Here is a 17699-nt window from a genome sequence, read left to right as displayed (position 1 = left end):
CTCCTTTCTTCAGTTGATGATTAAAACCAAATCGGCCAGCCGGGAAGTGTACCTTTCAACACCTCTACGAATAAAAAATAAACAATTCCTGAAAAACCTGCCGCAATGATGAGAGAGGAAATCCACTTCGACCGTTCCATTGTTTGAAAGCAAACAAATAAAAACAAGAAGGTTGTAATTATATAGCCGACTGTTTCTAACGTTAAAATATAGACTAACGTCGCTGCTCCGATGATGAAGAAGGGCTTATACTGTAAAGATTCTTTCTCCCCTTTGTGGCTGCTGTCGGTAATTGTTTCATAAAACAAACGGATACTTAATAAAACTAGAAAAACACCTAGTACGAATGGAAAAATATCAGGTCCAACCACACTTCCATATGATGTACTAGATAATTGCTTGCTCCCGATAATAAAAAGCACCCCTACCGCCAGAAACGCTACAGATGCAATACGATCGAAATTATAACTCACTCGTATTCCCCCCCTTTAGAAAAGATTGGGGAAGGAGAAAGTAAACTCCTTCCCTCACTATTTTACTTTTGCATGCCTAACGCTTTTAATAATTGCTGAACTTGTTGATCTTGTTCTTCTAGGAATTTTTTGAAATCGGCACTGTTTTTATATTCCATTTCCCAGCCTTGTGTCTCTACTTCTTTCTTCCACTCAGAGGTATTTACGAGTTTATCAATTGATTTCTCCCAATACGATTTTGCTTCTTGGGACATTTTTTCAGGGCCAAATACTCCGCGCCAAATCGTGAATTCCGCGTCAATCCCTTGTTCTTTCGCCGTCGGAACGTCTTTAAAGTCACCAGCTAAACGCTCCGTTGCTGTTACTGCTAACACCCGAACCTTACCGGCCTTTAAAAATTCTTTCACACTTGATGCATCAGTACCAATTACATCGGCATTACCGCCAAGTAGGGCTGTAATGGCTTCCCCGCCGCCATCATAGGAAACATATTTAATTTTTGTCGGATCGACGCCATATTTATAAGCTGGAAGAATTGAAATTAAGTGGTCCATTGAACCCGGTGCCGAACCTCCTGCAAAGGTAAGTTTTGTCGGATCTTTCTTGACTTCCTCTAAGACTGATGTAAGATCTTTAAATGGTGAATCTGTTTTAACGACAATGGCGCCAAAATCTTTTGTCAACTGCGCTAAGGGTGTTGTGTTTTTGTAACCGTATGGACTGTTTCCTTCTTTTTTCAGGTTGTTAATGATAATAGGCGGCGAACTAACAAAGAGCATATCGTTATTTGCAGCTTGCTGTGTTGCGTATTCTGCCATGAACACGGCACCGCCGCCACCCGGCTTATTCTCAACTGTTAATGGCTGTGAAACTAGCTTTGTTTCACTTAGCACTTTTGTAAAGGAGCGTGCCGTTAAATCCCAGCCGCCACCTGCACCCGATGGCGCGACAACAGAAATCGCCTTTGTAGGATAGCCTGTACCTTCTTCCTTCTTAACCGGACTAGCTGTTTCATTACTGCTGCTGCATGCCCCCAAGCTTAATGCCAACGCACCTGCACACATGACAGCTGAAATTCTTTTAATCGAAAACATCTCATTTCCCCCTTGTAACCGTTTTCTTAATTTTACAAAGATTTTAAAAAATTAATAGTTTATACATTTAAACAGCATTAAAAACGTATTCATCATTTTGTTCATATTGTTCATCAACATAAAAAGTCCTAAAAAATAGAAAAAGCAGTTTCCGATTAGGAAACCACTTGGTGAGAAATACATTCAATACTAGATCCTTCACTATTTTACTTTTGCAACCCCAAAGGCAAAATGATTCCATAGAATGTTCTCCACTAAATCTGCTTGCTGCTCTTGGCAATCAATGATAAGAATAACCTCTGACTGCTTCCCTTTTAATAACCTTTGTTTCTTTTTTAAAACCACTTCAGTAAACAATCTAATAGCAAATCCGATAACAAATCCGATAAAGGCACCGATCAACCCCCAGTATATGGGACCCCAAGATAGTTTAAAACCGATACTTGCACCAATAACCGAAAAGGCTGTGGCAAGGGCCATTCCAATATCAATTAGCGAGGTACCGTCAGATCGGTGTAATGTATCAAAAACCTTCCGTTCCTCTTGACGATTATCAAGTGGTACTGCAAAGATATCTTCCTTCCTAATACCATTTTTCACTAATGTTGATATTGCCATTTCTATACTAGTCTGATTTTCAAATGTTGAAAATAGCTGCACAGGATCACTTCACTTTTCGTCCTTTTTGGATTTGGAAATTTGGGGATTGATAATGTTCCAGTAAATATTTTCTTTGCTCTTTTTCATACAACTTATTATTTTCAACGGCATTCATATAGGCATCAAAAGCGGCAAAGCCATAGTGAGAGGGAAGGAATAACAGCCATTCAGGATTTATAACAGTGGTAGCCTCATTGACCTTCCCCAAAAATAAAAGGGAAATTGCTTCAAGTGCATGTGAATAATAAAAAAAGATCACTACCCAAAAGATGACAAAAAAGGCTGCCAAAATTCGATGGATATAAAGCTGTCCCAGCCCTGGCACAAACATGGACCAGATGACGGCCATCAATGGCTTCCTTTTATCCAGATAATTAATTTCAACAGCTCCAATACTAAATGAGTTGAATCGGTGGTTTTCGTGTTCTGCTAAAATAAAAACCTTATTTAGATCAACTGTTGTCCGGTAACTATCCCAGATGCCAAATAGATAAACTGGAATATACATGAGTAACCATCGTGTATCCAATACCTCTTTTGCGGATGATATATTTCCTTGAAAAGAGTAAATCATAGCAAGGTTGACGTGGGCTTTAATATTCACAATCACTTCCCAAATGAATAAGGCATATCCTCTTAAATATTTGGACAATAGCAAGTGTCCGAACCCGGGAAACGCTGCCGACCACCAGCCAATGATATAAGGGTTTCGTAAATGAATTTGCGTCGTACCCAGAACACTTACATGTGCCTTATAACGCCTAGCGGAATTACCGTTCGAATAGTTATCCATTTAAGGCCACCTTACATCAAATTAATTACCAATAGTTTTCCATCTGTATTAGTAATTTATCCTCAAAAGCTGCCCTGCATTTAATTTCTCCTTATTTCTTTATATCCTCAATCAACGCCTTAACCGCTTCCTCTTTCGTCGCCCAAGATGTAACCAATCGAATGGCAGAACGTTCCGTGTCAACCTTTTCCCATATATGAAATGCATACTTATCTTGAAGTTTCGTTATAAGTCCATTAGGGAGAATAGGAAAGATTTGATTTGAAGGGGATTGCGTAAGAAATTGGATATTTTCTCTGCTTAATTCATCCCTTAGCACTTCAGCCATCTTGTTGGCATGTGCAGCTAAATCAAAGAATAAATTGTCGCGAAACAATTCAAGATACTGAATACCCAAAATTCTCCCTTTAGCTAGCATGGCCCCTTTTTGCTTCATATGGTAGCGAAAATCCTCTTTAAGGGAATCGCGGCAAATGACCAAGGCCTCTCCTAATAATGCTCCATTCTTCGTGCCGCCAATATAAAAAGCATCAACAAGTTGCGGTACATCACGTAATTGAAGATCATTTTCTGACGAACAAAGTGCTGAACCCAATCTCGCTCCATCCATAAACAAAATGAGTTTATTCTCTTGACAGAAATCACTTAATTGCTGCAGTTCGTTCTTATAATAGATGGATCCTATTTCTGTTGAATTCGATATGTATACCAGCTTTGGCTTAACCATATGTTCATCCGTATGTGCATCGAGTACGGTTTTAACGTGCGCAGGTGTTAGTTTGCCATCCTCCGTATTAACGGTCAGTATTTTGTGACCCGTCGCTTCAACTGCCCCAGTTTCATGTGTATGGATATGCCCGGTGCTAGCCGCGATTGCCGCCTCATGAGGTCTCAAGAAAGCAGAAATGGCTAAAAGATTCGTTTGTGTCCCGCCAGATAATAGATGAATATCAACATCATTCCGGTCCATTCGATTCTTTATTAATTCAATCGCTTTTAATGAATATCGATCTTCCCCGTATCCTTCTTCTTGCTCAAGGTTTGATTCTAGTAACGCATTCAAAATTTTGGGGTGTGCACCCTCGCTGTAATCATTCTTGAAACTATACATATGACTACCTCCATTACATTTTTTATTTATCGTACCATAATGAAAAAAATGTTGAAAATAATCGAATCGAGAACTAGATACAGTAGGAAGGAAAGGATATAATACTCTTGAGGAGGTGAGGACATGGAACAGTCAGGAATCCATGAAATACTAAATGCATTAAAATTATATTCTTCCCAAGTGGATAAAAAATTGGACGAAATGAAAACTGATCTTGAAAATAAAATTGACAATGTGAAATCTGAACTCGTGAACAAAATTGACAATGTGAAATCTGAACTTGAGAGCAAGATTGACAATGTGAAATCTGAACTCGAGAACCGAATGGATGAAAGATTTGACCAAATGGACGAAAGATTTGACCGTATTGAATCTAAACTTAATGGTTTCAGAGTGGAATTGACCGAGACACAAGAAACAGTTGATTACCTTAGCATTAAGACGGCGCAGCATGAAAAAAAGCTTAGAAATCATGTTGGACAGTAAATGGTAATGAGAATTTGAATATCACCTCTGGAGAAACCACACTAATGATTTCCTCTTTCTAAATCTGGACTACTCCATTAAATATTGGCCTTTGTTAAACTTTCCGTTTCCATAAAAAAAGCAGATGACCCGGGTTTTCCTTGGTCATCTGCCGCTCTTTCTCATTTGATAAAGTGTTCCTTTTATTTCTTTTTCAACTGTTTGAAAAAAACTGTCCAGCAACTTTTTCGCACCTGACTCCATTATTCGTTGACCAATAAGTGCCATTCCACCTGTTACCTGTGCTTCAGCCAGACAGTTTACAATCGTGGAACTCCCCAATTCTTGCAATAACATGTCGGCTGTACCATTTATCTCCCCAACATTTCCTTTTCCTTTCATATACATTCGGTAAGAAGTTGGTGGTTTCAAATCATCAATCCGTATTTCAAGTGTAAAAACATCTTGTAATGGTCCGATAGTAATCTCTACTTCGGCATCGTATACCCCTTTCGAACGCTCAATAAACGTTTTACATCCAGGAATTGCTTTTCTCAGAATATCTTTATCCATTAAATACTTCCAGACAATATTCCTTGGCAATCCAAAGGTATACTGATATTCAATTTTCATATGGACTCCCCCCTTGGCTTTTTTTTCACTAAAGTTTCCATTTATTCTTATTCGGAAAGCGGGCGCGGGGTTCTTCTCGATCACGGAGGACTAAACAAAAATGAGGTATCACACTGGCACTTTCTCCTTCATCCGTTTATAATTTTCTATTATGCAATAAGTGAGGAAACTATGAAGAGATTTGCTAATTTAGATAACGTGACAAGCTACAAATCATTTAAGGATTTGCGAAAGTGGCAAAAGGAAAGAAGAGCGAAAGTAAAAGATTTATCGGTAAATATTGAACAGTGTCCAACTAAGCAACAGCGGGAATTAAAGGAAAACAGAAGCCTGACGTCTTATACATGGGTTGGACATTCTACCTTCTTGATTCAACTTAATGGTCAAAACATCTTGACTGATCCTGTTTGGGCAAAAAGGATGGGGTTTGACAAGAGGTTGACGGAGCCGGGAATCTCCTTAGCAGATCTGCCAGAAATTGACCTAGTCGTCATCTCCCATGGCCATTATGATCATTTGGATTTCCCTACCCTGAAAAAATTAAAAGGAAATCCGCATTACTTTGTGCCTGTGGGGTTGAAGTCCCTTTTTATGCGAAAAGGCTATCATAAGGTAACTGAATTGAGTTGGTGGGACAGTATTGAACATGGAGGAATCACCCTCCACTTCGTCCCTGCCCAGCATTGGACAAGGCGATCCTTAAGAGACATGAATACCTCTCATTGGGGCGGATGGATTTTTCAAACTCCCAACAAGGAAACCTTCTATTTTGTTGGTGATACGGGCTATTTCAGCGGCTTTAAACAAATAGCGGAGCGTTTCATGATTGATACCGTGTTTATGCCGATTGGGGCCTTTGAGCCTGAATGGTTTATGGCCCCCGCACATATTTCGCCTGAAGACAGCGTGAAAGCTTTTATTGAATTGGGCGCGAAGTTCTTCGTGCCGATGCATTATGGTGCCTACCGATTAGCCGACGACACAGGCCCGGAAGCATTAGAACGATTGTATCGTGAATGGGAAAATCAGAAACTTCCGGAGGAGCAACTAAAAGTGCTCTTACATGGGGAAACCGTTATGGGGAATAAGTAAGCAGTGGAAACTGATTCTGCTGGGTCATACAAGCTAACTAGCTGTATGTCCTTTTTTATGTTTAGAATATAAACGACTTTACTTTAGTGTAGCGTTAACGCTTTCATCCTTAACCGCTTTACTTTTTTAAAAAAATAATTTTCAAACTATTGTGTTTATTTAAATAATATTCTATAATACTTAGCATTACGAAATAATCTAAATAGGGGTGGATACAATGAAAACTTTAGAACGCTTCAGCAATTTTGTCGGCAAAACTTTTGCGATCTGGGTGCTGTTATTTGCGGTACTTGCCTTTTTATCGCCCGCAACCTTTACCTGGATTGCACCCCACATTTCACTTCTACTAGGAATCATTATGTTTGGAATGGGATTAACATTATCGGGAAATGATTTCAAGGAAGTACTCAAGCGTCCTAAGGATGTAGCGATCGGCGTTGTCGGTCAGTTTATCATCATGCCCCTTCTCGCTTTTTTACTAGCGAAAGGCCTGCAGCTTTCACCTGAAGTTGCCGTTGGTGTTATATTAGTTGGCTGCTGCCCTGGCGGCACAGCTTCTAACGTTATGACATTTCTATCCAAGGGTGATGTTGCCCTTAGTGTAACGATCACATCGGTGACAACAATTCTTGCCCCACTAGTAACACCAGCACTTATTCTATTACTTGCAAGCGAATGGATACCAGTCGATCCTGGTGGTCTGTTCTTATCCATTGTAAAAATCGTGCTCTTCCCGATTGTCCTTGGAGTTGTCGTTAAAAAGTTATTTAATCGCCAGGCACAAGCTAGTGTTAAGGTACTTCCGCTTGTTTCTATTATTGCGATTGTTGCCATTGTAACGGCGGTAGTTTCCGTAAGCCAAAAGTCCATTGCACAAACAGGATTAATCATTTTTGCAGTTGTTGTCCTACATAATTGCCTTGGCTATTTATTGGGATATACATTTGGCAAACTCTTTAAAATGGACCTTTCGAAGAAAAAGGCTGTGGCCATCGAGGTTGGAATGCAAAATTCTGGTTTAGGTGCCGCCATTGCTGCTGCACACTTTTCACCATTAGCGGCGGTACCAAGTGCTATTTTCAGTGTATGGCACAATATTTCGGGTCCCATCCTTGCAACGATCTTCAGCCGGATGAAGGATGAAAAAGATACAACTGAAAATAAAGGGAAAACATTATCTGTTTAAGACCTAAAATAGTATTATGTAAATAAACACAAAAAGAACTTGGAGATTCCAAGTTCTTTTTGTCTTAAAGTACTATTTTTTAAGCAAATTGCTAAACTTTTCTACTACTATTTTTTTATTAATCAAACTTTAAAGGATATTTTTTTGCTACAATGTTATAATTTATTATAGAAGGAAATGGATATTTAGTAAATGAGAGGTAGGATTGATGAAGATGAAATGGATGAGAAGTCTTCAAGCTAAACTCACTGGGTTGACCGATGCCATTGTCCGTTTTCCGTTAACCACTTTATTTCTTGTGGGAGCTGCAGCTATTAACGCTTCCACCATCAACGCAGGAACGCACCAATCGATATTGCTGGTAACTTTTGTTGTTGGCGCCTTTCTTAGTGCAGTTTTTCAGGTTGACATCGAACGTTTTTCTTCAAAGGCTTCTATCCGTTTTCTATTGATGATTTTGGTCATCCTGCTGACCGCGGGGTATTACCTCATCGTTCGACCGGCCCCCACCCTAAGCATGGAAATTGAAATACGAACCGGCGTTGCCTTGTTTGCCTTGCTGATCGCCTTCATTTGGATTCCTGTCATAAAAAGTGAAATTAGTTTTAATCAGAGCTTTATGATCGCCTTTAAATCTTTCTTTAATACTCTATTCTTCTCTGGTGTCATTTTCGGAGGTTTAGCCATCATCCTCTCAGCGATACACCAGTTGATTTTCAACATTAATTCTGCAGCCTATTCGCATACGGCTAATATTGTGTTTATTCTCTTTGCACCGATGTATTTTCTTTCATTAATTCCAACCTATCCAAGGAAAAATAAGCGAAAAGAATATATCGAAAAAGCTGCCTCTTGTCCGAAATTTTTAGACATTCTCCTATCCTATATTCTCATTCCGTTACTGTCCGTATTTACTCTAATCTTACTAATATACATTATTAAAAATATTGGCGGGGAGTTTTGGAAGGATAATTTATTAGAACCTATGCTCGTTTCTTATGCGATTACGGTAATTTTGATGTATATATTGGTTAGTGAGATCGAAAACAAGTTTACAGCCTTTTTTAGACTTATTTTCCCAAAGGTGCTAGTGCCAATCGTGCTTTTTCAAATTACTTCCTCGATCCTCAGTGTAGTTGATACAGGTGTTACCCATACCCGCTATTATGTCATCCTGTTCGGTATTTTTGCCGCAGCTGCCGGAATCTTATTAAGCTTTTTACCCGTTCGAAAAAACGGTGTCATTGCTGTGATGTTGATTATTTTTTCCGTCATTTCCATTGTGCCGCCTGTGGATGCCTTCACCATAAGCCGATCTAGTCAGATAGATACCTTAAAAAATGTCCTTTTGAAAAATAAGATGCTCGAAAATAATACGATTAGGCCTGATGATACCATCCCGGCAAAAGATAAACAGATTATTACGGATACTATTTCATACTTAGAAATGATGGGATATACAAAAAAAATTGAATGGCTTCCAGATGATTTTAATGCATATCATGATTTTCTGGATACATTCGGTTTTAAGGAGTATCAAAATGCGGGTCAGGTCAATCCATCTATCTACCTTAACCTGGCACAAGAAACACCCATTACCATCACAGGCTACGATACCTTTGCCACCATCGAGATCAACATGGCTGAGAAAAATAGAGAGGGAAAAATTTTTGATATCAAAAAACAAGGGAAAACCTATTCTCTGTTAAAGGATATGCAACAAGATCAATGGGTGCTAACATTAGAGGGCGCAAATAACCAGGCTCTGATTACCTTTCATACACAAAAAATCTTTGATAAATTTTATGATTATCAACCAACAGCGGGACAACTATCAGCAGAAGAGGCAACCTTTACGGAGGAAAATGATCGCGCCAAAATAACCATTGTCGTGCAAAATGTGGGCATCGAAAAACAATATAAACGCAATACTAACGCAACGCTATTAGTATTTGTTCAGGTAAAATAACAAAAAACAAGCGGGCACCATGTTAGCCGCTTGTTTTTCTTTTCCTACAATTTTATATTAAATTCTTGTTGATACTATTTAAGCGAATTTCATGTTTAAGCCGTCTTCTTTTCAATCGATTCGATTTTTCCTTATCGTAAAGGTAATGAACAATAAAGTAAGAAATAATAGCGAGGATTATCCCAAATATCGTCATTCCGATTAAGGCATGGACACCGCCATGCAGCAGGCCAATTAAACTCCGGAAATCCCCGTGCCATACATTTTGAATAGAAAAATGGGTATGATGCCCAATTCTTACCTTCATGGGAACGATTAGTTTCCCCAATTGTCTAGCAAATGGTAAAAGGACGACAGGGAGAAGCGTAAGTTTTCCAATAATATTCCCAATGATGGAAGCAGATAATGAGCCCTTTGCCAGTTTAACAATCGGAACAAAGAAAATATAGACAAGTGATGCGGTTGAGATCACTAACATTTCCAAGCCGAAACCAAGGGCGAAGCCCAATGCCACCTTTTTCGCCCCTCCAGGAGAACGAAGGAGTTTCGTGAAATTCAACTTAAAGGCTCGTCCAATCCGCTGATAATAAGGATATTTTTTTTGCTTTTTGCTCATTAGGTGTAACCCCCTGCTGAAAACGTATAAATTTATATTATTATTTTTTGAACTTTCAAAAAAATTATATCATAGTATCCTTCATCTTTCTATTTTACACCTTTATCATACATAATAAATAGATGATCTATCAAAAATAGATGAATATTTCTATTGAATTTATTTTTCCATAAATGGAAACCTAATGAAAAATGGAGATTATATTATGGAAAAGAAAATCGCAATTATTTCGGATATTCACGGAAATTATTCCGCATTGGAAGCGGTATGCAAGGAAATCGATGCCGACGATACCATTGAGCATATCTATTGCTTAGGGGATCTTATCGGGATCGGCTATGAAACCAATAAAGTGCTGAATCTGATCCTGTCGCACGACAAAATTTCTTATGTGATGGGAAATCATGACGAAGCCATCATCGATATTTTAGCAGGAAGAGAGCCCTACAGTAGAAAAAAGGAAAGAGAGCATCATGAGTGGATTGCTGCCCATTTGGACCCTCAATATCTTCCCTTTCTATTGAGTCTTCCGACGACATTATCTGCCGAATACAATGGAAAACACCTTTTTCTTGTCCATTACCATTTAGACGAAAAAGGTACCTTCTTACCTGTCGATTATGAACCAACCGAGAAAAAATTGGACTTCCTCTATCGTGCTTCAAATGCTGATATTGTATGTTTTGGTCATCATCATGTGATCCATCATTTTAAGACGAAGAAACGCCTCTATCTGAATCCCGGATCACTTGGGTGTTTCCATAAGCCCCTGGCCTCATATGCTATTTTAACAATCGGCGAATACGGTGAAATGAATGTCGCATTTAGAGAAGTTCCCTATGATAATAAGGATTTTTTATTAGGATATCACAGGCTGAACGTTCCTGATTCAGACTATTTTTTGAAAACCTTTCATGGGAATCAACATTTAAAGTATCAGTAAAAGAGGAAAACGGGCCAGTAAAGAATTTTTAATAAAAATTAAATACTCTAGTAAAACAATCCTCGTTTTTTATATGATACAGTGGTTTTAGCCTTAAAAAGAATGAGATGATTACATGTTGAATCTTAAGGAAGTCACTGAAATACTAAAGGATGAAGGTATTACCGATAGTGAACAGGTTGTCATACGTTGGATTTTAGACGGAAAACTTAGGGCAAAACGGACGAAAAATTTGAACATTGATTATGTCATTAGCCCAGGTGAGCTAGCAGCCTTTATTTTGAAAAAGCTGATTGAGGATAAGTGCAAGCAATTTGGCGTTGATTTCCACCATTGGGAAAAGACGTTCAACGAAAATAAGCACTTAAAAGAGGAAAACGAAGAATTAAAAACCAAGGTTCGCATCGAACAAACAAAAGTCCGTGGTTTAAAGAGAATGTTACAAGCTGAATATGCTCTTGCTGATCCCCCGCCCCTTACATATTCCACCCTATTGGGATTAGACATAAATCCAGACAAAGAAATAATGAAGAAAGAGTTTAAAAAGTTACTCAAAGCACTCCATCCGGATCGCGGTGGTGATGAGCGACTTTTCAGAGTGTTTTATGAACACTACACTAAAGCAAAGTAGAAAAGGGCAAGCGCCCTGGTCAGCGGCGTATGGCCTGGAGCGCTCCAACTGAGATAAAGGAAACACGATGAGCCGGAGGCGAATCGATGTTGACTTATCGTAGGGCGGAGAGCGAAGGACACTAGCCGCTAGGGCGCTGGAGCTGGATAATTCTCAAAGTCAAAAATTTTTTACTTTCTTATCTTTAAACAAAAGAGACAGGCTTTCTGTCTCTTTGGCTTTTTGCATTCATTCATGAAAATTTGTTCCGTCTGTGGTTGCTTCAATAATCTCCGCACGGATGACAAAGTCCCCGAAGTGTTCCCCTTCGTACCGTTCTTTCGCGTAGCGTGATAGTAGGTTTCGCATCTCATTCAAAATTTCTTCTTCCCCGATATTTTCCCGGTACATTTTGTTTAAACGGCTGCCATCGTGGGCTGCGCCTACATACATATTATATTTGCCGACTGCTTTTCCAATTAAAGCAATCTCGGCGAGCGCTGGTCGGGCACAGCCGTTTGGACAACCGGTCATGCGAATGGTAATTTCTTTGTCGCGGAGGCCATTTTCATCCACGATTTCTTCGATCTTTCCCATTAAGACTGGTAAGTACCGTTCAGATTCGGCCATCGCCAAGCCACACGTTGGCAGTGCCACACATGCCATCGAGCTGCGTCTTATGGCTGAATGATGTTTACCATCAGACAATCCGTATTTTTCCATCAATTCAGTGATTTCTTTCTTTTTCTGACTTGATACATTAGCGATCACTAAATTTTGATTGGGTGTTAAACGAAAATCGCCTGTATGGATTTTCGCAATTTCCTGCAACCCTGATTTTAGCTTGTAATCGGCAAAATCCGCCACGCGCCCATTTTGGATAAACAATGTATAATGCCATTTTCCTTGCACGCCTTGCGTCCATCCATACCGGTCGCCGTTGTGGTCGAAATGATATGGCTTTGCCTCCTCAAGTCTCCAACCGAGGCGGTTTTCTAATTCTTCCTTAACCGTTTGAAGACCTAAACGGTCCACTGTGTACTTGAAGCGGGCATTTTTCCTAACAGAACGATTGCCGTAATCACGTTGGATCGTAATCGTTTTTTCTGCCACCTCTACCACTTGTTCAGGCGTACAGAAGCCGATGACTTTTGCTACCTGTGGATAGGTTGCTTTATCGCCATGCGACATCCCCATCCCCCCGCCGATGGCCAGGTTAAACCCTATTAATTTACCATTTTCAACAATGGCAATGAGGCCTAAATCCTGTGAAAAAACATCAATATCATTTGATGGTGGCACGGCAATCCCGATTTTAAACTTCCGTGGTAAATAAAGGGCTCCATACATGGGTTCTTCTTCGATATCTGGTGTGGCTGCTACCTTTTCCTCATCGAGCCAAATTTCATGATAGGCTCTTGTACGTGGCAATAGGTATTCACTTAAATATTTCGCCCATTCATACACCTCTGCATGAATCTCCGATTGATCAGGATTTGGGTTACACATCACGTTCCGGTTAACATCACCGCACGCCGCCAGTGTAGTTAATAAGGATTGATGGATTTCCTGAATCGTATTTTTCATATTCCATTTTAAAATCCCATGAAATTGAAACGATTGCCGGGTAGTCAATTTTATCGTGCCATTTGCGTTTTTGTCCGCGAGCCCATCCAAAACCTGCCATTGATCTGGTGTTACCACACCACCTGGGGCACGAACACGCAGCATAAACTGATAGGCAGGTTCTAATTTTTGTTTTTGTCGTTCGTTGCGGAGGTCGCGGTCATCCTGCAAATAGCTGCCATGATGTTTCATTAAGCGGTTATCATCATCAGGAATGCCGGCGCTGACCCGGTCTTGCATAACCTCCTTTAAGGTGCCACGTAAAAAGTTGCTCTCATCCTTTATTCGTTCGACATCGCTCGGAGCTCCCTCCGGTGCTGTTAAAATTTGTTTCAGCATGTAAAAAAAACTCCTCTCAATAGACATCCCTTTGGTAACGTTTTTGCTGCTGCAAGTCTGTAAGATATGCTACTGCTTGTTCACGGCTCATGGCGCCTTCTTTTTCAATAATATCGAGTAATGTGTTGTGGACGTCGTGGGCCATGTGTTTTTCATCGCCACAAATGTATAGGGCGGCTCCTTGTTGCAGCCACTCGAATAATTCTTTACTATGTTCGAGCATACGGTGCTGAACGTATACTTTTTGATTGCTGTCACGGGAAAAAGCAACATCCAATTTCGTCAGCGTGCCATTTTTCAGCCACTTTTGCCACTCGATTTGATAAAGGAAATCTGTCACAAAATGTTGATCACCGAAGAACAGCCAAGATTTTGCAGTGGATCCGATTTCTTCAAGCTCCTGCATAAAGGAGCGAAACGGTGCTACTCCTGTTCCCGGTCCAATCATGATGATGGGTGTCTCCGGATTTTGCGGCAGTTTAAAATTTTCGTTCTGTTGAACATAGACCTTCACCGTGTCACCTGCGTTGAGCCTTTCTGCGGTTTGTATCGAGCAAACCCCATTACGGCCGCGGCCATGGGCATCATAGCGGACCGCCCCAATTGTTACATGGACTTCGTCAGGACTCGCTGATAAGCTGCTAGCTATGGAATAAAGCCGTGCAGGTATTTTTCGCAAAATAGCAACAAACTCCTGAGCAGAACCGACCCATGGGGTAAAATCACGAATTAAATCCAGTAAATCACGTCCTGCTAGGTAGGCTTTTACTTTTTCCTCGTTGCCTTCCGCGGTTAAATCCTGTAACTCGTTGCTTGCTGAAAGTGATGCCGCTTTTTGCAGCAGCGGTTTTGTTAGTACTGTAATTTCATAATAGGAGAGAAGTGCTTCCCTTAACGGACGAACATCCCCTTGTTTAACTGTTATTCGTTCTTCAGGGTTCCATTTTGTTTCCTCAAGGATTAGGTCGACAAGAGCCGGATCGTTTTCCGGGTATATACCTAGGCTGTCCCCAGGCTCAAATGTGAGTCCTGATCCTTCCAGTGAAATTTCCAGGTGTCGCGTTTCCTTATTCGAGCCTCGTCCATTCAAATTGATATTTTCAAGCACTTCGGCATGGAATGGATTTGTTCTCGAATACTTCGATTCTACTGAATTGGGTTCTAGTTCAAGGTTTTGGGTGGCACTTTCAGTTTGAGAATCATCTAGACTTCCAAGAATACCTTGGAGCCATTCTGCCGCTGGCTCATCAAAATCCACATCACAATCAAATCGCGGATAAAGCCTTGTGCCGCCGAGTTCTTCCAACCGTTTGTCAAAATCTTTTCCCGTCTGGCAGAAGAACTCATACGAGCTGTCCCCCAGTGCTAAAACGGAAAATTGGAGCCCCTCCAGCTTTGGCGCTCGTTTACTATGAAGAAATTCATAGAATGTCAGTGCATTATCGGGCGGGTCGCCTTCACCATGTGTACTTGCAATAATGAGCAGGTTTTGAACCTTTTTTAGATTATTTGGTTTAAAATCATTCATGGAAGTAATGTGTACTTGAATGTCTTTGCTTTCCAGGGACTTGGCAGCCTTCTTTGCCAAGCCTCGAGAATTACCAGTTTGTGACCCATATAAAATGGTCACTTCTTTTGTTTTGGCCGGCACCTTGTTGGGCTGAAGTTGTGCGACTGGCGTTCCCAGCGCTGCAGTACCTTGTGACGCGGCAAGAAAGCCGCTCAGCCAGAATTTCTGTGGTTCGGTTAAAGTTGGCAGAATACGATTAAGGAGCTCTGCCTGCTCCTGATTAAACGGACTGTTCAATACTTGAAGTTGCAACAATACCACCTCACAATGGAATATATGAAAAATTCATTTTTATGACTGTTCGCCCGATTTTTTCAGCCTCACGGGCACAATGATCACCATTCACTTTATTTTTTCTCGCTCCACGGTCACGATGAAACGATAACTTCCTCACACGCCTTCTCAATAACAATATTTTCAATTGCCCGATGGCTGCTTAATGCACCTGTAAGAAGAATCTCCAGTCCTTGCTTTCGCCGCCTTCGCACCTCGAGATTCACCTCGGCAAGAAGGAGACCTGAAAATAACAAATATGGTACGACGATGACCCTGCCCTCTGCATCAGCCGTAATAGCCTCTAAGCCTTCCAAAAGCCTTGGCTCAGCTGCAGCCAAGTAACAAACGGATACCATTTTTATTCCCAGACGATTCCTAATGCCCTCTGCAATTTTTGAAAAATCAGTAAGGATTCCAGGGTCGCTGCTCCCTCTTCCAACTAGTAAAACTCGATCCTCCGATGCCACCGCCCCTGCAGTATCCCTAATCAAGTCGACAACCGCATCAAGAATTCTTCCCTGGACACCAAATGGGTCCATTACTGTTACCTGAATTTCCGGGAACTTCGTCTGCAATCCTGCCAAGGCCAATGGGATATCCTGTTTAATATGACCTGCCGCAAGGAGAAACAGCGGAACAACCGTTATTTCAGAAGCACCCATTAAAACACACCGCTCGAAACCTTCCTCCATCGACGGCTCCGTCAATTCTAGAAAACTCATTTCCTGTATGGGTACATCTATTCTCTCTATTATTCTTTTAATAAAGGCCTTAGCTTCCACAGATCCTTTTTTCAATCGGGTTCCGTGACCAATATATAGAATAGCTTTCATTTTTCACCTCATCCATGGACAACTGGTAAATTGGGGGCAATTTCCTTTTCGAACCAGTTCAATTTGTTATGAAGGTGGACGACCTCTCCAATGATGATCATGCTCGGATTGGAAATCGCAGCTTCCTTCACGCGTGCTTCTATCGTCTCAAGCGTCCCAATTACCGTTCTTTGGTCACGTAATGTCCCCCAGTGAACAAGAGCAATCGGTGTTTGCGCTGATTTTCCGTTCTGAATTAAATGTTTTGTGATCGTTGAAAGGTGGGAAACCCCCATATAAACACAAATCGTATCCACAGCATTTGCCAAATGGTACCACTGGTGCTCTGCTGCTTCGTCGCTGACTTGGTGACCCGTTATAAAAGCAAAGCTTTTACTCAAGCCCCGATGGGTTACAGGAATCCCGGCATACGCAGAAGCAGCAATCCCTGCCGTGATACCGGGAACAATTTCAAATGGCACATCGCAGCGGGCACATTCCTCCGCTTCTTCCCCACCGCGACCGAATACAAAGGGATCTCCTCCCTTTAAGCGGACAACCTGAAGACCCTTTTTAGCATATTTCACTAAAAAATGGTTAATTGTTTCCTGCTTCATTGTATGATATTGCGGGAGCTTGCCGCAATAAACCAGCTGTGCCCCTTCCTTTGCAAAATCCAGCAGTTCAGGATTGACCAGCCGATCATACAAGATGACATCGGCTTGCTGCAGGCAGCGCATCCCTTTTACCGTCATTAATTCAGGATCACCGGGACCCGCACCTACTAAAAAAACCTTGCCACCCATGGGCTCATCATCCTTTCACAGCTAAATAATCTCCTTTTTTTGCAGGTATTGAAAAATTTGCCCCACGGCCTCTTCTACATGTAATAAGTCAGAATGGATTGTAATTTCCGGGCGTTCTGGTGCCTCATACGGGGAATCAATCCCGGTAAAATCCTTTATTTCACCACGGCGTGCTTTTTGATAAAGCTGCTTAGGGTCACGACGCTCACATTCTTCAATAGGGCAATCGACGAAAACCTCAATAAATTCTTCATTTTCAAAAAGGGCTCGCACTTGATCCCGGTCTGAACGGAATGGCGAAATAAATGCAGTGGTTACCACCGCGCCGCTATCGACAAACAGTTTCGCTACCTCGCCAATTCGGCGAATATTTTCTGTACGGTCATAATCGGAAAAACCAAGGTCGCGGTTCAAGCCGTGGCGGATATTATCGCCGTCGAGAACATATTCATTGATGCCTTGGCGATATAATTCGCTGGAAACAGCGTTGGCTATCGTCGATTTCCCTGAACCAGACAAGCCGGTAAACCATAATACACAGCTGCCATGACCATTTTGAACACGCCGGTCAGACTTCGTTACGGTGGCGGCGTGCCATGTGATATTCGTTGCTTTTGACATGTTC

The 17699-nt window shown here is 41.1% G+C and carries 18 protein-coding genes; 6 read left to right on the top strand and 12 right to left on the bottom strand.

Annotation, left to right across the window (positions count from 1 at the left end; all coding sequences use genetic code 11):
- Positions 1-20: 20 nt before the first annotated feature.
- From RCG19_RS20195 to RCG19_RS20175, 5 genes are all read right to left on the bottom strand, one after another.
- Entirely contained in the window at positions 21-473 is a 453-nt protein-coding gene (locus tag RCG19_RS20195) for a tripartite tricarboxylate transporter TctB family protein (protein ID WP_308108599.1), read from the bottom strand.
- A 62-nt stretch (positions 474-535) separates the two neighbouring features.
- Positions 536-1567 (bottom strand): Bug family tripartite tricarboxylate transporter substrate binding protein, encoded by a 1032-nt coding sequence (locus RCG19_RS20190; protein ID WP_308108598.1) that lies wholly within the window; start codon positions 1565-1567, stop codon positions 536-538.
- Between the two features lie 201 nt (positions 1568-1768).
- On the bottom strand, positions 1769-2227 hold the full coding sequence (locus RCG19_RS20185; protein WP_308108597.1) for a hypothetical protein: 459 nt from the start codon (positions 2225-2227) through the stop codon (positions 1769-1771).
- Positions 2228-2231: 4 nt separating this feature from the next.
- Complete coding sequence (locus RCG19_RS20180) at positions 2232-3020, bottom strand: hypothetical protein (RefSeq protein ID WP_308108596.1); 789 nt, start codon at positions 3018-3020, stop codon at positions 2232-2234.
- 91 nt (positions 3021-3111) lie between these two features.
- Positions 3112-4131 carry a threonine aldolase family protein gene (locus RCG19_RS20175; RefSeq protein ID WP_308108595.1) on the bottom strand — a complete coding sequence of 340 codons (1020 nt, stop codon included), beginning with the start codon at positions 4129-4131 and terminating at the stop codon, positions 3112-3114.
- A gap of 123 nt (positions 4132-4254) precedes the next feature.
- Between RCG19_RS20175 and RCG19_RS20170 the strand changes: the two genes are divergently transcribed.
- The gene (locus RCG19_RS20170; protein WP_308108594.1) at positions 4255-4617 is read left to right on the top strand and encodes a hypothetical protein; all 363 of its coding nucleotides are present in this window, start codon (positions 4255-4257) and stop codon (positions 4615-4617) included.
- Positions 4618-4761: 144 nt separating this feature from the next.
- Here RCG19_RS20170 and RCG19_RS20165 read toward each other — a convergent pair whose 3' ends face one another.
- On the bottom strand, positions 4762-5229 hold the full coding sequence (locus RCG19_RS20165; RefSeq protein WP_308108593.1) for an SRPBCC family protein: 468 nt from the start codon (positions 5227-5229) through the stop codon (positions 4762-4764).
- Between the two features lie 171 nt (positions 5230-5400).
- Between RCG19_RS20165 and RCG19_RS20160 the strand changes: the two genes are divergently transcribed.
- From RCG19_RS20160 to RCG19_RS20150, 3 genes are all read left to right on the top strand, one after another.
- Positions 5401-6321 (top strand): MBL fold metallo-hydrolase, encoded by a 921-nt coding sequence (locus RCG19_RS20160; RefSeq protein WP_308108591.1) that lies wholly within the window; start codon positions 5401-5403, stop codon positions 6319-6321.
- A gap of 217 nt (positions 6322-6538) precedes the next feature.
- A complete protein-coding gene (locus RCG19_RS20155) occupies positions 6539-7507 on the top strand; it encodes a bile acid:sodium symporter family protein (RefSeq protein WP_308108590.1) in 969 nt (322 codons plus the stop codon).
- A gap of 208 nt (positions 7508-7715) precedes the next feature.
- Complete coding sequence (locus RCG19_RS20150; protein ID WP_308108589.1) at positions 7716-9476, top strand: DUF4153 domain-containing protein; 1761 nt, start codon at positions 7716-7718, stop codon at positions 9474-9476.
- A gap of 52 nt (positions 9477-9528) precedes the next feature.
- Here the strand turns inward: RCG19_RS20150 and RCG19_RS20145 are convergent, their stop codons facing one another.
- Positions 9529-10092 (bottom strand): DUF2062 domain-containing protein, encoded by a 564-nt coding sequence (locus tag RCG19_RS20145; protein WP_166245585.1) that lies wholly within the window; start codon positions 10090-10092, stop codon positions 9529-9531.
- 205 nt (positions 10093-10297) lie between these two features.
- On the opposite strand from RCG19_RS20145, the gene RCG19_RS20140 reads away from it, so the two are divergent.
- Together RCG19_RS20140 and RCG19_RS20135 are read left to right on the top strand one after the other, a co-directional pair.
- Positions 10298-11035, top strand: a complete 738-nt coding sequence (locus RCG19_RS20140; protein WP_308108588.1) for a metallophosphoesterase family protein — start codon at positions 10298-10300, stop codon at positions 11033-11035.
- Between the two features lie 115 nt (positions 11036-11150).
- Entirely contained in the window at positions 11151-11666 is a 516-nt protein-coding gene (locus RCG19_RS20135) for a J domain-containing protein (protein ID WP_308108586.1), read from the top strand.
- A 228-nt stretch (positions 11667-11894) separates the two neighbouring features.
- Here RCG19_RS20135 and cysI read toward each other — a convergent pair whose 3' ends face one another.
- The 5 genes from cysI to cysC form a co-directional block, all read right to left on the bottom strand.
- On the bottom strand, positions 11895-13610 hold the full coding sequence (gene cysI, locus RCG19_RS20130; protein ID WP_308108585.1) for an assimilatory sulfite reductase (NADPH) hemoprotein subunit: 1716 nt from the start codon (positions 13608-13610) through the stop codon (positions 11895-11897).
- Between the two features lie 16 nt (positions 13611-13626).
- Positions 13627-15441 (bottom strand): assimilatory sulfite reductase (NADPH) flavoprotein subunit, encoded by a 1815-nt coding sequence (locus RCG19_RS20125; RefSeq protein WP_374049562.1) that lies wholly within the window; start codon positions 15439-15441, stop codon positions 13627-13629.
- Positions 15442-15548: 107 nt separating this feature from the next.
- A complete protein-coding gene (locus RCG19_RS20120) occupies positions 15549-16289 on the bottom strand; it encodes a sirohydrochlorin chelatase (RefSeq protein ID WP_308108583.1) in 741 nt (246 codons plus the stop codon).
- A gap of 8 nt (positions 16290-16297) precedes the next feature.
- The gene (gene cobA, locus RCG19_RS20115) at positions 16298-17074 is read right to left on the bottom strand and encodes a uroporphyrinogen-III C-methyltransferase (protein WP_308108582.1); all 777 of its coding nucleotides are present in this window, start codon (positions 17072-17074) and stop codon (positions 16298-16300) included.
- Positions 17075-17095: 21 nt separating this feature from the next.
- Positions 17096-17695, bottom strand: coding sequence for an adenylyl-sulfate kinase (cysC, locus tag RCG19_RS20110; RefSeq protein ID WP_308108581.1), 600 nt, complete (start codon positions 17693-17695; stop codon positions 17096-17098).
- Positions 17696-17699 lie beyond the last annotated feature (4 nt).

It is taken from the genome of Neobacillus sp. OS1-2 (assembly GCF_030915505.1).
Taxonomy (GTDB): domain Bacteria; phylum Bacillota; class Bacilli; order Bacillales; family Cytobacillaceae; genus Neobacillus.
This window is presented reverse-complemented; position numbering and strand designations above follow the sequence as displayed.

Bases quoted from the DNA above. Each gene is read 5' to 3' on its own strand.
- RCG19_RS20190 (WP_308108598.1), bottom strand. From the start codon at position 1,567: ATGTTTTCGATTAAAAGAATTTCAGCTGTCATGTGTGCAGGTGCGTTG.
- RCG19_RS20180 (WP_308108596.1), bottom strand. From the start codon at position 3,020: ATGGATAACTATTCGAACGGTAATTCCGCTAGGCGTTATAAGGCACAT.
- RCG19_RS20175 (WP_308108595.1), bottom strand. From the start codon at position 4,131: ATGTATAGTTTCAAGAATGATTACAGCGAGGGTGCACACCCCAAAATT.
- RCG19_RS20170 (WP_308108594.1), top strand. From the start codon at position 4,255: ATGGAACAGTCAGGAATCCATGAAATACTAAATGCATTAAAATTATAT.
- RCG19_RS20165 (WP_308108593.1), bottom strand. From the start codon at position 5,229: ATGAAAATTGAATATCAGTATACCTTTGGATTGCCAAGGAATATTGTC.
- RCG19_RS20160 (WP_308108591.1), top strand. From the start codon at position 5,401: ATGAAGAGATTTGCTAATTTAGATAACGTGACAAGCTACAAATCATTT.
- RCG19_RS20155 (WP_308108590.1), top strand. From the start codon at position 6,539: ATGAAAACTTTAGAACGCTTCAGCAATTTTGTCGGCAAAACTTTTGCG.
- RCG19_RS20150 (WP_308108589.1), top strand. From the start codon at position 7,716: ATGAAGATGAAATGGATGAGAAGTCTTCAAGCTAAACTCACTGGGTTG.
- RCG19_RS20145 (WP_166245585.1), bottom strand. From the start codon at position 10,092: ATGAGCAAAAAGCAAAAAAAATATCCTTATTATCAGCGGATTGGACGA.
- RCG19_RS20140 (WP_308108588.1), top strand. From the start codon at position 10,298: ATGGAAAAGAAAATCGCAATTATTTCGGATATTCACGGAAATTATTCC.
- RCG19_RS20135 (WP_308108586.1), top strand. From the start codon at position 11,151: ATGTTGAATCTTAAGGAAGTCACTGAAATACTAAAGGATGAAGGTATT.
- cysI (WP_308108585.1), bottom strand. From the start codon at position 13,610: ATGCTGAAACAAATTTTAACAGCACCGGAGGGAGCTCCGAGCGATGTC.
- RCG19_RS20120 (WP_308108583.1), bottom strand. From the start codon at position 16,289: ATGAAAGCTATTCTATATATTGGTCACGGAACCCGATTGAAAAAAGGA.
- cobA (WP_308108582.1), bottom strand. From the start codon at position 17,074: ATGGGTGGCAAGGTTTTTTTAGTAGGTGCGGGTCCCGGTGATCCTGAA.
- cysC (WP_308108581.1), bottom strand. From the start codon at position 17,695: ATGTCAAAAGCAACGAATATCACATGGCACGCCGCCACCGTAACGAAG.